Below are 13857 nucleotides of genomic sequence, written 5' to 3'. Positions count from 1 at the left end.
CCCTTAACGCTGTTAAGCTGTCAAGTGTGAGCCCCGAGAAACGCGTCCCCCTGGATCGCCGACGCGTCGCCGGCACCGCGCTGCGGCTGCTGAACGAGGTCGGTCTGGACGGCCTGACCCTGCGCGCCATCGCCAAGGAACTGGACGTCAAGGCCCCCGCGCTGTACTGGCACTTCAAGGACAAGCAGGCGCTGCTGGACGAGATGGCGACGGAGATGTACCGGCGGATGGTCGCGGACGCCGCGCTCGATCCCGCCGACACGTGGCAGGAGCGGCTGCTGAAGACGAACCGCGGACTGCGGGCCGCGCTGCTCGGCTACCGCGACGGCGCCAAGGTCTACAGCGGCTCACACTTCACGGGCACGGACCACGCCCGCCGGCTCGAGGCGAACCTGCGGCTGCTGACGCAGGCCGGTCTCACCCTGGCCCAGGCGGTCCACGCGGGCCGTACGACGAACGCGTACACCCTCGGCTTCGTCACCGAGGAGCAGGGCGTCCTGCCCCTCCCGGGCGAACGCCGGGAGGGGTACGACATAGGGGAACGCGCCCGGCGGTTGGCCGAGTACCCGCTCGCCGCCGAGGCCGGGCAACTGCTCTTCGACGGTTACGACGCGCAGTTCGAGGAGGGACTGGCGCTGCTGATCGCGGGCATCGGGGCGCGCTACGGGCTCGGCTGAGCAGGCCGGTCAGCGCCTGGCCGCGCGTGCCTTGCGGATCGCCCGGGTCACCACCGGCGGGAGGAGGTCGACGGCGATCCGGCGGGCGCGACTCGAACTGCGGCGCGGCGCGGACCGGGCCGGTGCCGGGGCCGGTGCCGGGGCCGGGGCCGGGGCCTGGACGGGCGCCGGGGCCTCGGCGACCGGCTCCCGGGCCGCCTCCGCGTGCTTGGAGGGCGGGAACTCCGCCGCCCGCATCCCCTTCGACTTCAGCCGGATGATCCGGTGCCCGGCGGCCTCCTGGACGCTCAAGTGGCAGTCGGACCGCTCCCGCACCATCGCCAGCAGCTCCTCCTGGACCGGCTCCGGGTCGCCCCAGGTGCCGTAGAGCTTCTGGGTGCTCAGACAGATCGGGCGCAGGCCGCGGTTGAGCACGGCCTCCCAGGTGGCGATCGAGACCCCGGGGGTGTGCTCGGAGCGGAAGTCGTCCAGGACGACGATCCCGCCCGGGAGCAGCAGATCGTGGGCGGCTCCGATGTCGCCGTGCACATGCTCGTACAGGTGCGAGGCGTCGATGTGCACGAACCGGCAGGAGCGCGGCTCGACCTCGGAGGGCACCAGCGAGCTGGGGCCCTGCAGCACGCGGGGCAGTTCGTCGTGGAAGGAGAGGTAGTTCTCCTCGAAGACGCGCCGGGTCAGCGCGCTGTACGACTTCGTCGACTCGGCCCGGTTGGCGTCGTCGGGGGCGTCACCCTCGAAGAGGTCGCACACGGTGTACTTCTCGTCCGGCTGCCGGTGCCGGCCGGTGAAGATCGCGCTCTTGCCCATGTAGACCCCGACTTCCAGCAGATCACCCCGTATCCGAGTGGCTTCCTGCCGGTTCAGGAACCAGTCGAAGAGCAGTTGGTCGAGCACCGGGAACCAGCCCGGGACGTCATCGAGACATCGCGGCGGTCGCGTCGTTTCCTGGATGGTGGCCATGCGGAGTGGGCACTCCCTCGGTACGGCGTCTGTGAGAACCCTGTGGGGGGCCTGTAGGGCAAGGGCTCTACGGTGCCTGCCCGAGGGGCCGGTTCAAAACCCAAGGCCCGGTGAACGGCTGCCCAACTTCCGCTCCTTCAGCGCCCTCTTCAGCCGTGGCCCGAACGGCTTCTCCACGAACCGGTGGATCAGCCAGGCCAGTACCAGCATGCCGAGCACGGTCACCACGAGCGTCGGCCACGCGGGCAGCCCGAGGGCTCGGTGCAGCACCCGGATGACGAACCAGCCCAGGTGCTCGTGGACCAGGTAGAAGGGGTACGTCAGCGCGCCGGCCGTGACCAGCCAGGGCCAGGACGCCCAGCGGGTCCAGCCCAGCGCCACCACGGCGACGGCCGCGAAGGCGAGGGTGACGATCAGGATGACGACGTAGGGGTTGCGGTGGGGATGGGGGCCCCACAGGCCGTGGGTGGCCTCGCTCTGGGCGAGCAGCCAGGACATCGCGACGATGCCCCACGCGAGCAGGTCGCTGCCGAAGCGGTGGATCAGGTACAGCGCCAGACCGCCGACGAAGAAGGGGGCGTACTCGGGCATGACCACCTGGTTCAGCAGCTGGTTGCCGGACGAGGTGCACAGGACGGCCGCCAGCGTCCAGACGCACGAGAACAGCACCACCCGGCGGTAGGACACCCCGCGCAGGACGACGAGCAGCGCGAACAGCACGTAGAAACGGACCTCGACCCAGAGCGTCCAGCACACGCCCAGGACCCGGGTCGCGCCCATCGGCTGCTGGAGCATCGTCACATTGACCAGGAACTCGTCGAGACGGACCGGATGCACCACGGCGGGCAGGGCGAGGGACGCCCCCGTGACCAGGACCAGGGCCACCCAGTAGGCGGGGTAGAGACGCGCGATGCGGGAGCGGAAGAAGTCGCCGAGGGTGCGGCCCCAGCTGCTCATGCAGATCACGAAGCCGCTGATGACGAAGAAGAGCTCGACGCCGAGATTGCCGTAGACGGCCGCCCGGGACAGGACCGGGAAGAGGTGGGCCGGGCTTGCGTGCCAGGACGCGGAGACCGTGCCGCCACGGCCGGTGTAGTGGTAGAGGCACACCATCAGGGCAGCCACCAGCCGCAGGCCGTCCAGGGCCATAAGGCGGCTCCCGCGCCCGCCGGACGGCACCGGGGCGGCAGCCGTCCGGGGTATCAGCGGGCCGGGGGCGGCGGTGAGGCCGGGGGGTGAAGCAGCCATGTGCGCTTTCCTTCCTGATTCTGTTGTGCGGCCGGCCGCTGACGGCGCACCGCCTGCCGATGGCTCACCGGCCGGGTGCGGCCCCACTGCCCGGCCCCTGATAACCGCGTGCGCCCCGGCGCAGACTGCGCGCCTTGCGGGCCATCCGGCGGACCGTCGCGTTGCGCGGGATGAACGCCAGCTGGGCCGGCACCCCGCCGGGCAGCGCCAGCGAGGTCAGGCGCCGGCGCTTGAAGTAGCGCACGGTGTGTGCGTTCAGGTTCTTCGCGAGCCAGCCCTCGGCCTCCGTGCGCAGCCGCGGGTAGATCTTCGGCTGCATCGCGAAGCCCACCGCGCGGATCAGCCCGCCGAGCGCCTCCACGTCCATGCCGGCGCGCTGCGCGGTGACCGCGGCGCGGTTGCCGAGCTCGGGCAGCAGCGCGTCCACGATGGTCACCGGGACCCGGTTGCTGTTCTCGTACGGCGTCAGATGCTCCAGCAGCGCCTCGGTGCCGATCCGGGCGACGGGCAGGCCGTACAGCGCCTTGGCCGTGAGCAGCGCGGTGGAGAAGCAGCCGACGACCAGCGCCGGACGCATGCGCTGGTACAGCACCTCGGCGAGGACCGGGGTGTCGAGCACGGTCAGCTCGACCTTCAGCCGCTCCGCCTCCCGCTCCAGGGAGCGGGTGAAGCGGGCCGGGGCGGACGGGTGCGGCTTGAACACCACCTTGGTGTGCCCGAGCGCGGCCGCGCCCTTCAGCATCCGCACATGCAGGTTCTCCTCCTGCTCGGCGGTGAGGATGTCCAGCGCCGAGAGGTACTGGCCGAGCAGCAGCGCGGGCTCCTCGACCTCCGGCAACTCCGTGCCGGACGGGGCGAGTTCGGCGAGCACCTTGGTGAAGGCGGCCGTCTGCACGATCTCACCGGGCACGTCGAACTCGGTGAGCAGCAGCGGCTTCAGGCCCGGCACCAGGTCCAGGTGGAGCACCCGGTCCACGCGGGTGCCGACCAGCGGGTCGATCTTGTTGCGGGTGGGGCCGTAGCTCATCAGGCCGTCGGCGTAGACCGTGACCGGAGCGCCGTTGAAGATCTGCGCGAGGGCCAGGGAGGGGTTGACCTGGATCGACTCGACGGCCAGCTCCACGTCCTCGTCGCCCAGTTGCCACTCGTGGCGCAGGAAGCGTTCCCACAGCGGCATGTCGTCCACGCGGGGTGCCCAGCCGCCCGGGTGGAACGGGAAGATGGTCTCGTTGTACGAGATCACCTCGTCGAAGCGGTCGCGCAGCTTCTCGAAGCCGGGTGCCTCGTCCAGCGCGGGCGTGGTCTCGGGCGCGGCCGCGTTGTTGCACACCAGCAGGATCCGCCGGTCGGCCGGGCGGAAGCAGCCGGAGTCCAGGGCGGCGGCGAGCGTGGCCGTGCCGTACAGCGTCGACGCCTGGAAGATCTGGGTGGTCACGCGGCGGCCCCCGCGGAGGCGGGACGGCGGCGCAGCCGGCGCAGCTTGGTGGCGCGCTCGAGGTCCATGGAGTCCAGCGCCTCCTCCAGCACGTCCTGCGGCATGCGCCGCAGCGCCGCGGCACTCATGGATTTCAGTTTCTTCGCCACCGCGGGCTCGAACCTTTCAATGGATCCCAGATGATGGGAAATGATGGCGCAATAGGTGCGGACCGCCTTGGGCAGCAGTTCACCGGCGTCCTGGTCCTGGGCCGTTTCCGCGACGACCTGATCGAACGCGCGAATGAAATCGAGCTGCCGGACATCACCGATTTGCGTCAGTGAGGAAGCGACTCCGCGCCGGTAGAACACACCGAGCAGACTCACCGCGGCGAAGGATTCCGCCTCCCGGTGCAACTTCCAGATCCAGGGCCGGTCCTCGGCCGTGCGCAGCCCGTCGGTGAAGTGCAGCAGCCCCTGGTCCACCAGCCGGCGATGGTAGATGCCCGCCCACGCGAACGCGTAGTCCACGGACGTGGACCGGTCGGCGGGCAGGATCGCCTCCCGCGGGCTCAGCACCACGTTCCGCCGGCCGACGGGCACCCGGTTCACCGTGCGCGAGCGCGCCGTGCACTGCACGTGGTCGGTGCGGATGAAGTCGCAGCCGAGTTCCTCTATGGCCGCCACCAGCTGCGGGAAGTAGCCGGGGGCGAGCCAGTCGTCGCCGTCCAGGAACGTCAGATACTCGCCGCGCGCCCGGTCGATGCCGGTGTTGCGGGCGGTCGCGAGCCCCCCGTTCTGCTCGTGCCGCACGAACACGGCCCCGGGCAGCTCGCGCTCCGCGCGCGCGAGAATCTCTGGTGTCCCGTCGCGGGAACAGTCGTCGACGAGAATGAATTCGAAGTCCTCACGCGCGTTCGCCTTCAGGCTCCTGAGCGTGTCGGGCGCGTATTGCTGCACGTTGTAGAACGGCACGATGACGGAGAGCTTGACCACGGCTTGAACGTTAGGGCGAAGCCCGTCATTCGTCTTGACCGTCTGCTTGATGCTGAGTGAACGGCACGTGGCGAAGCTGTGAACCGGACTCTTTTCCCCTGCCTTCGCGGCCCGATTCGCCATTCGGCGGTGCGCTGTTAACCGTTTGTTGTATTCAGGTTGGGCCGAACCTCGGAATGCCTTCCTAGCGTCTTCGGCGTGCCAGCAAGTGCTACGAAGTCCCTGCGGGTTGCCGTCCTCGCCGATTCCGACACCCGGTGGAAGTGGGGCGCGCTCACCGCGCAGCGCCTCGCCCCCACGGATGCCGAGATCCGGCTCGACGGCTACCTCCTGCGGGGGCGCGCCACCCCGACAGCCCGCCAGCTGAAGGAGGTCGGCGTCCGGGCGGACTCCCTCCGCGAGGTCACCGGCGTCGAGTTCCTGCGTGTGATGGCCGAGTCGTCCTACGACGTCCTCATCCTCGCGCTCGTCGGCGGCGGCGTCCAGGCCATGCTGCACGGACTGCGCGCCACCTGGGCGGGGGCCGGCGAGCGTCCCGTCGTCGTCACCGGTTACGTCGGTGTCGTCTACGAGAAGCTCACCGACGGACTGCTGCTGCGGCACGGCGCGGACCTCGTCCTCGCCAACTCCCGCCATGACGCGGACCGGTTCCGGGCCGTGTACGAGGGCGTCGGCGCCGACGCCGACTCGGTCACCGAGGTCGCGCTGCCCTTCCTCGGCGGGGCGCCGTACACCGGTGAACACGAGCCGTACACGGTCGTCTTCGCGGCCCAGCCGTCCGTCCCGGACAGCCGCAAGGACCGTACGTACCTGCTGAACCGGCTGATCCAGCACGCCCGCAAGCACCCCGAGCGCGAGGTGCTGCTGAAGCTGCGCTCCAAGCCGGGCGAACACACCACCCACATCGAGGAACTGCCGTACCAGAAGCTGGCGCAGGGCAAGGACCTGCCCGCCAACTTCCGTCTGGTGTACGGCCACATGGGCGAGGTGCTGGACCGCACCGACCTGCTGGTCACGGTCAGCTCCACGGCCGCCCTGGAGGCCCTGCACCGCCGCATCCCCACGGTGATCCTGACCGACCTGGGCGTGCGCGAGGTGCTCGGCAACCACCACTTCACCGGCTCCGGCTGCCTCGCCTCCTGGGACCAGCTCGACGCCGGTCACCGGCCGGCGCCGGACGCGCAGTGGGTCGCCCGGCAGGGCGTGGCCGCTGGGGGTACCCCCTCTGGGGAGGGTCGTACGACTCCTATTTCGCTGCCGCTCGCGACCGGATCGCCAAGCTGCTCGACCGCCCCGGCGGCCTGCCGCCCCTGAACCCCTATTACACCCCCGAGACCGCGCCCGGCTATCTGCCCGGCATCCTCGCCCGGCACCACCTCGGCCCCGACGGCGTCCCGCTGCCCGGCGCGCCCGCCGCCGACAAGGAGCCCGGACCGGTCCGCCAGATCGTGCGCCGCGCCGCGCGTGGCGCCTACCGCCACGGCGTGCAGCGGGTCGCCCCGGTGATCCGCCGGATGGGGGAGCTGTGACCTCTCAAGGAGATCGGATGTCCAACTCGGAAGCGGGACAGGGCGCGACCGTGCGCCGGGTGCTCGCGGTGATCCCCGCGCGTGGCGGCTCCAAGGGCGTGCCCGCGAAGAACCTCGCGCCCGTCGGCGGCATCCCGCTGGTGGCCCGCGCGGTGCGCGAGTGCCGGGCGACCCGGCTGGTGACCGACGTCGTCGTCTCCACCGACGACCAGGCCATCGCCACCGCCGCCCGCGAGGCCGGCGCCGAGGTCGTGCTGCGCCCGGCCGCCATCGCCGGGGACACGGCGACCTCCGAGGCCGCGGTCCTGCACGCCATGGACGCCCACGAGGCGCTGCACGGCGCGGCCGTCGACGTGGTCCTGCTCGTGCAGTGCACCAGCCCGTTCATCGTCCGCGAGGACATCGACGGGGTGGCCGGCGCCGTCGTCGAGAACGGCGCGGACACGGCGGTGACCGTGGCCCCGTTCCACGGCTTCATCTGGCGGGAGGCCGACGCCGAGTCCGAGGGCGGCGTCGGGGTCAACCACGACAAGTCCTTCCGCCCGCGCCGCCAGGACCGCCCCCAGGACTTCCTGGAGACCGGCGCCGCCTACGCGATGGACGCGACCGGCTTCCGTAAGCACCAGCACCGCTTCTTCGGCCGCACGGAGCTCGTCCGCACCGACCCCGCGCGCGTGCTGGAGATCGACGACCCGCACGACCTGGCCCGCGCCCGCGCGCTGGCCCCCCTGTTCGACGCGGACCGCCCCGGTTCGCTGCCGGCCTACGACGACATCGACGCCGTAGTCCTCGACTTCGACGGCACCCAGACCGACGACCGGGTGCTGATCGACTCCGACGGACGGGAGTTCGTCTCCGTGCACCGCGGCGACGGACTCGGCATCGCGGCCCTGCGCAGAAGCGGCCTGAAGATGCTGATCCTGTCCACGGAACAGAACCCTGTGGTCGCCGCCCGTGCCCGGAAGCTCAAGCTTCCCGTGCTGCACGGCATCGACCGCAAGGACCTCGCGCTGAAGCAGTGGTGCGAGGAGCAGGGCATCGCGCCGGAGCGCGTGCTCTACGTCGGCAACGACGTCAACGACCTGCCGTGCTTCGCCCTCGTCGGCTGGCCCGTGGCGGTCGCGAGCGCTCACGACGTCGTACGCGGCGCCGCACGCGCGGTCACCACCGTCCCCGGCGGTGACGGCGCGATCCGAGAGATCGCCAGCTGGATCCTCGGCCCCTCTCTCGATTCCCTCCCCAAGTAAGGACATCCCCCTGATGAGCACCAACTCCCGTCTGCGTACGTTCGGTTCGCGCGAGGTCGGCCCCGGCCGTCCCGTCTACATCTGCGGCGAGATCGGCATCAACCACAACGGTGAGCTGGAGAACGCCTTCAAGCTGATCGACGTGGCCGCCGCGGCCGGCTGTGACGCGGTCAAGTTCCAGAAGCGCACCCCGGAGATCTGCACCCCGCGCGACCAGTGGGACATCGAGCGCGACACCCCCTGGGGCCGGATGACCTACATCGACTACCGCCACCGCGTGGAGTTCGGTGAGGACGAGTACCGCCAGATCGACGAGTACTGCAAGGAGAAGGGGATCGACTGGTTCGCCTCCCCGTGGGACACCGAGGCCGTCGCCTTCCTGGAGAAGTTCGACGTCCCCGCCCACAAGGTGGCCTCCGCCTCCCTGACCGACGACGAGCTGCTGCGCGCCCTGCGCGCGACCGGCCGCGCGGTCATCCTCTCCACCGGCATGTCGAGCCCGAAGCAGATCCGCCACGCGGTCGAGGTCCTCGGCTCGGACAACATCCTCATGTGCCACGCCACGTCGACGTACCCGGCGAAGGCCGAGGAGCTGAACCTCCGCGTGATCAACACGCTGGAGAAGGAGTACCCGAACGTCCCGATCGGCTACTCCGGCCACGAGACGGGCCTGCAGACCACCCTCGCCGCGGTCGCGCTCGGGGCGGCCTTCGTCGAGCGTCACATCACCCTCGACCGCGCCATGTGGGGCTCCGACCAGGCCGCGTCGGTGGAGCCGCAGGGCCTGGAGCGCCTGGTCCGCGACATCCGCGTGATCGAGGCGTCCCTGGGCGACGGCGTCAAGAAGGTCTACGACTCCGAGCTGGGCCCGATGAAGAAGCTGCGCCGCGTCACCGGCGTCGTCGCCGAGGCGGAGATCGCGGCCGCGGCCGGCGAGCCGGTCACGGTCTGATCCCCGGCTGCCTGAGCCCCTTACGACGGGACGGTCGTACGCCGATGAGCCCCCGCGCCGGTCATGCCGGCCACCCTCCCCGCACGCTCGCCTTCGTGGAGAGCCCGGTCCAGCTGCTGAACGTACTGGAGTGGGCGCATCTGCGGGGCCTGCGCGGCGCGGAGCAGTCGGAGCCCCTGCCGTCCGTGCCCGCGCAGGTACGGCGGACGGTGACCGAGGGGCCACCGCCGACCGGTGCGGACCTCACGGTCGTCGTCCTGTCCCCGACCGACCCCATGAGCCGGGGCCAGCTGCGCCGCATGGCGGACCTGGCCCGGGACGAGGGGTACCGGGTGCGCTGGGAGGAGGCGCGGGGCGGTACGGCGGCGCCGTTCTCGACGATCGGGGGCCTGGCGGGCTCGTTGCGAAGAGCCGACCGGATCGTCATGGGAGACCCCTTCTCGCGTTACGTACAGCTGCTGTTGACGATCACCCGGGCGCGTGACCTGGTGGTCGTCGACGACGGCACGGCGACGATGGAGTTCGTCGCCCAGCTGGCCCGGGGTGAGCGTCTGGTCCGCTGGCACCGCAAGGGCGGTCGCCCCGGCGCGCGGGACCTGCTGTTCGCCCCGGTCTCCTCCTCGGCCCGCCGCCGCCTGACGCCGAGCGCCCGCCGCCGCGTGGAGGTGTTCTCCTCCATGCCGGTGACGGAGACGCCGGACGGAGTGACGGTCACGGCCAACGACTTCTCCTGGACCCGCGCCCGTTTCGGCCCGCCGCGCATCACCAAGACCGCGGACATGGTGGGAACGTCCCTGGTGGAAACGGGAGTCGTGGACGGCGACCGCTACCTGCAGGCCGTCCGCACCCTCGCCAGGGCCCACGGCGCGACCCGCTACTTCGCGCACCGCAGGGAGAGCGCGGAGAAACTCCACCGCCTTGCCGCCGAGACCGGCCTGGAGATAGTCCGCCCGGACCTCCCCCTCGAACTGATCGCCCGCAGGGGCCCCATCGGCCGTACAGTCCTCAGCTTCCCGTCGACCGTCGTCCACACCCTGCCGCTGGCCCTGGTGGGCACGGGCGTGCGGGTCGCGGTGTGCGACATCGACCCCTCCTGGCTGACGGAAACCGCGTCGCCACGAGCCCAGGGGTTCCTGTCGGGCGTGACGGGGACGGCGCGCGACGTACACCGGCTGGCTGCGGTGAGCATGGCCTAGGACCTCCATGGGCGCCGGGGGATGTCCCGGTGCCGGGGGGCGTCCGGCGGTGAGGGAAGACCGGCACCAGGAACGGCGACTACGCCTTGCGGACCAGCACAAACGCCCGTGCCCGCGTCTCCTCCCCGGCCGGTTCCCGGCGTACCGTCGCCACCAGCTCCAGGCCGGCCTCCGTCAGCAGCCGAGTGATCTGCTCCGGAGTGCGCCAGTAGTAGTCGAGGTCGATCTCATGGCCGAAGCGTTCCGCCATATGGAGGTGGCCCGGTTCGTGGCCGGACTGGAAGGCGACCAGCGCGGGGGCGCCGGGGACCAGGGTGCGGTGGAATTCGGCGAAGGCCGCCGGCAGGTGGGCGTCGGGGACGTGGATCGTCGAGTACAGGGCGAGGATGCCGCCCAGGGTGGCGTCCGGCAGGTCCAGGGACGTCATCGAGCCGATGTGGAACCGCAGTTGGGGAGGGGATAGGTGTCGCGGGCCAGGGCCACCATGGCGGGGGAGAGGTCGACGCCGAAGGCCGGGACGCCCAGCTCGTCCAGGAGCGCGGTGACGTCGCCGGGGCCGCTGCCCAGGTCGGCCACGGGGGCCGTACCGCGGGCGGTGACCAGCTCGGCGAAGGCGGTGATCAAGGCGCGGTCCAGGGGGTGCCGGCCGCCGGCCGGGAACCGGGCCGCGTAGTCCTTGGCGATCGCGTCGTAGGAGGCGCGGGTGGTGCGCAGGAAGCCCCCGGCCGCGTCCGTGAGGAAGTTCTCTGTCGCGTCGGTCGCGGATGCGGACCCTACCGGCGGAGGGGGTGCCCCGGGCGGGGTCCGCTTCGTGGACATGGCGAGCGTGACTGTAGTGAGGCGTGGTATGCGTGGAAGGAAACGAGTTTTTTACCCATCAGAGTCCGCCGCCATGCGTCCGCCGGTCAATTTTCTTCCCCTAACGGGCTGAACTTTTGTTGATCGAGGGGTAGTTGACCAGCCGGGCGTCCTACCCTTCAGAGGGTGAAGCAATTGATGTCCCTAGAGTCCGAGGCCGGCCTCGCGGGGGATGTGCTCCCCGGCGCGCTGAGCGAAGCCCTGCACGCCGAACTCGTCGCCTTCCGTCGCGACTTGCACATGCACCCTGAGCTGGGCAATCAGGAGTTCCGTACGACAGCCGCGATCAAGGAGCGGCTGGAGCAGGCCGGGCTTCGGCCCCGGGTGCTCGCCAAGGGAACCGGACTCGTGTGCGACATCGGTCTGGCGGAGGGGGAGCGGTCGGCCCTACCGCTGCTGGCGCTGCGTGCGGACATCGACGGCCTGCCCATCCCGGACACCAAGAGTGACTGTCCGTACCGCTCGACCGTGCCCGACCGGGCGCATGCGTGCGGTCACGACGTGCACACGACCGTCGTGCTCGGCACCGGGCTGGTCCTCGCCGACCTGCACACCAAGGGACTGCTGCCCCGGCCGGTACGGCTGCTCTTCCAGCCCGCCGAGGAGGTGCTGCCCGGCGGCGCCCTGGACGCCATCGAGGACGGGGTGCTGACCGGGGTCGGGCGGATCCTCGCCTTGCACTGCGACCCGAGGGTCGACGCCGGGAAGATCGGGCTGCGGCACGGGGCGATCACGAGCGCCTGCGACCGGCTGGAGGTGTCGCTGGACGGACCCGGCGGCCACACCGCCCGGCCGCATCTGACCACCGACCTGGTCACCGCCGCCGCCCGCGTCGCCGTGGACGTCCCCGCCGTGATCGCCCGCCGCGTCGACACCCGCGCCGGCCTCGTCCTCACCTGGGGCCGGATCGAGTCCGGCCACGCGCCGAACGTGATCCCGCAGCACGCCGAGCTGTCCGGGACCATCCGCTGTCTGGACCTGGAGGCCTGGCGGGAGGCCCCCGACATCGTGCACGCGGCCATCGACGAGGTCGCCACCCTGCACCGCGCCAAGTCCGAGATCACCTACGTACGCGGGGTGCCGCCGGTCGTCAACGACCGCGAGTCCACCGACCTGCTGCGCCGGGCGATGGCCGCACGGCGCGGCCGGGACTCCGTCGAGAGCACCGAGCAGAGCCTCGGCGGCGAGGACTTCTCCTGGTATCTGGAGCATGTGCCCGGTGCGATGGCCCGCCTCGGCGTGCGCCGGCCGGGTGAGCGCACGGTGCGTGATCTGCATCAGGGGGACTTCGACGCCGACGAGCACGCGATCACGGTCGGCGTGGAGATGTTCACGGCGGCGGCGTTTCTGGAGCCGAACGGCGTACAGGGCTGACCACGCGGCCCCGCGGGGGCCGTTCCCCTGACCGGCGCAACACGCTCGCAAGCCATTCGTGCACGGGCTGCAACACCGCCATGAGAGGGACGAGAGACCGAGTTCAGATGCTGTTTGCCTCGAATCGATAACGGCTTCGCGAGAGGGTTTTTTGCGACATCTACGCGCGTTACGATGCCGCGAAGCCGACGCCGCCGGGGCGTTTCGGCTCGAGCACTGGCATGGTGCTCACATCAAGCGCCGAGACGGCGCTCAGGTCAGGTGAAGGAGCCTCCCGTGCGCCGGGTAGCCAAGCTTTCTGCTGCGTGCATCGCCACCGCAGCACTCGCCGTGACTGCCACCGCGTGTGGCAGCACGTCCTCCGACAACACCACCTCGTCCTCCTCCTCGGGCGGCGGCAAGAGTGTCAAGATCGGTCTCGCCTACGACGTCGGCGGCCGTGGTGACCGTTCCTTCAACGACTCCGCCGCGCGCGGTGCCGACAAGGCCGAGAAGGAGTTCGGCGGTTCCATCAAGGAGCTGACCGCCAAGACCTCCGACACCGAGGCCGACCGCGAGCAGCGGCTGTCCGACCTGGCGGACGCGGGCTACAACCCGATCGTCGCCGTCGGTTTCTCCTACGCTCCGGCCGTGACCAAGATCGCCGCGAAGTACCCGAAGACCAACTTCGGCATCGTCGACTCGGTCGTGGACGCCAAGAACGTCGACAGCATCACGTTCACCGAGGAGCAGGGCTCCTACCTGGCCGGTGTCGCCGCCGCGCTGAAGACCAAGAAGGACCAGGTCGGCTTCATCGGCGGTCTCGACAACCCGCTGATCAAGAAGTTCGAGGCGGGTTACATCCAGGGCGTGCACGACACCAACCCGAAGGTCAAGGTCACCAGCCAGTACCTGGGCCACGGCCAGGACACCTCCGGCTTCACCAGCCCCGACAAGGGCAAGGAGGCCGCGCAGGGCATGCTGGACAACGGCGCCGACGTGATCTACACGGCCGCCGGTTCCTCCGGCAACGGCGCGATCGAGGCCGTGCACGGCGCCAAGGGCGCCTGGGCCATCGGCGTGGACTCCGACCAGTACAACATCCCGGGTCTGGCCCAGTACAAGAGCTCGATCCTGACCTCGATGGTCAAGAACGTCGACGTCGGTGTGTACGACTTCATCAAGTCCGTCAAGGACGGCAAGCCGCTGACGGGCAACAACGTCTACTCGCTGGCCAAGGGCGGCGTCTCGCTGGCCACCAGCGGCGGCTTCATCGCCGACATCCAGCCCAAGCTGGACGCGGCGAAGCAGAAGATCGTCTCCGGCCAGATCAAGGTCAAGACCAGCACCAACCCGTGATCTGACTCGGACCGGCCCCTGAGGCCGGTCCGAGGGACCTGGGCTCGGCGCGGGGGCGCCTTCCGCAAG

General features: G+C 70.6%; 10 protein-coding genes and 2 pseudogenes. 7 read left to right on the top strand and 5 right to left on the bottom strand.

Going from position 1 to position 13857, the window contains the following annotated elements:
* Positions 1 to 26: 26 nt before the first annotated feature.
* The gene (locus BFF78_RS16625; protein WP_069779087.1) at positions 27 to 677 is read left to right on the top strand and encodes a TetR/AcrR family transcriptional regulator C-terminal domain-containing protein; all 651 of its coding nucleotides are present in this window, start codon (positions 27 to 29) and stop codon (positions 675 to 677) included.
* A 9-nt stretch (positions 678 to 686) separates the two neighbouring features.
* Here BFF78_RS16625 and BFF78_RS16620 read toward each other — a convergent pair whose 3' ends face one another.
* The 4 genes from BFF78_RS16620 to BFF78_RS16605 form a co-directional block, all read right to left on the bottom strand.
* On the bottom strand, positions 687 to 1637 hold the full coding sequence (locus BFF78_RS16620) for a class I SAM-dependent methyltransferase (RefSeq protein WP_069779086.1): 951 nt from the start codon (positions 1635 to 1637) through the stop codon (positions 687 to 689).
* Between the two features lie 93 nt (positions 1638 to 1730).
* Positions 1731 to 2885 carry an acyltransferase family protein gene (locus tag BFF78_RS16615; RefSeq protein WP_193433476.1) on the bottom strand — a complete coding sequence of 385 codons (1155 nt, stop codon included), beginning with the start codon at positions 2883 to 2885 and terminating at the stop codon, positions 1731 to 1733.
* A gap of 64 nt (positions 2886 to 2949) precedes the next feature.
* Positions 2950 to 4320, bottom strand: coding sequence for an alpha-2,8-polysialyltransferase family protein (locus BFF78_RS16610; protein WP_069779085.1), 1371 nt, complete (start codon positions 4318 to 4320; stop codon positions 2950 to 2952).
* Entirely contained in the window at positions 4317 to 5294 is a 978-nt protein-coding gene (locus BFF78_RS16605) for a glycosyltransferase family 2 protein (protein ID WP_069779084.1), read from the bottom strand. The genes BFF78_RS16610 and BFF78_RS16605 overlap by 4 nt, the downstream gene beginning before the upstream one ends.
* 198 nt (positions 5295 to 5492) lie before the next feature.
* Here BFF78_RS16605 and BFF78_RS16600 point away from each other — a divergent pair.
* The 4 genes and pseudogenes from BFF78_RS16600 to BFF78_RS16585 all read left to right on the top strand — a co-directional run bounded on the left by BFF78_RS16600 (position 5493) and on the right by BFF78_RS16585 (position 10218).
* A pseudogene (locus BFF78_RS16600) lies at positions 5493 to 6823 on the top strand (DUF6716 putative glycosyltransferase).
* Between the two features lie 17 nt (positions 6824 to 6840).
* Entirely contained in the window at positions 6841 to 8070 is a 1230-nt protein-coding gene (locus BFF78_RS16595; RefSeq protein ID WP_069779083.1) for an N-acylneuraminate cytidylyltransferase, read from the top strand.
* 13 nt (positions 8071 to 8083) lie between these two features.
* Positions 8084 to 9022 carry an N-acetylneuraminate synthase family protein gene (locus BFF78_RS16590; RefSeq protein WP_069779082.1) on the top strand — a complete coding sequence of 313 codons (939 nt, stop codon included), beginning with the start codon at positions 8084 to 8086 and terminating at the stop codon, positions 9020 to 9022.
* A gap of 44 nt (positions 9023 to 9066) precedes the next feature.
* Positions 9067 to 10218 (top strand): hypothetical protein, encoded by a 1152-nt coding sequence (locus BFF78_RS16585; protein ID WP_069779081.1) that lies wholly within the window; start codon positions 9067 to 9069, stop codon positions 10216 to 10218.
* 79 nt (positions 10219 to 10297) lie between these two features.
* Here BFF78_RS16585 and BFF78_RS16580 read toward each other — a convergent pair.
* Positions 10298 to 11037 (bottom strand): annotated as a pseudogene (locus BFF78_RS16580) (class I SAM-dependent methyltransferase).
* Between the two features lie 177 nt (positions 11038 to 11214).
* On the opposite strand from BFF78_RS16580, the gene BFF78_RS16575 reads away from it, so the two are divergent.
* Positions 11215 to 12450: an amidohydrolase gene (locus BFF78_RS16575; RefSeq protein ID WP_069779080.1), complete on the top strand. Its 1236-nt coding sequence runs from the start codon at positions 11215 to 11217 to the stop codon at positions 12448 to 12450.
* 276 nt (positions 12451 to 12726) lie between these two features.
* The gene (locus BFF78_RS16570) at positions 12727 to 13788 is read left to right on the top strand and encodes a BMP family lipoprotein (RefSeq protein WP_069779079.1); all 1062 of its coding nucleotides are present in this window, start codon (positions 12727 to 12729) and stop codon (positions 13786 to 13788) included.
* The last annotated feature ends 69 nt before the right edge of the window (positions 13789 to 13857 follow it).

Origin of the sequence: Streptomyces fodineus, assembly GCF_001735805.1 — a bacterium.
Classification (GTDB): domain Bacteria; phylum Actinomycetota; class Actinomycetes; order Streptomycetales; family Streptomycetaceae; genus Streptomyces; species Streptomyces fodineus.
This window is presented reverse-complemented; position numbering and strand designations above follow the sequence as displayed.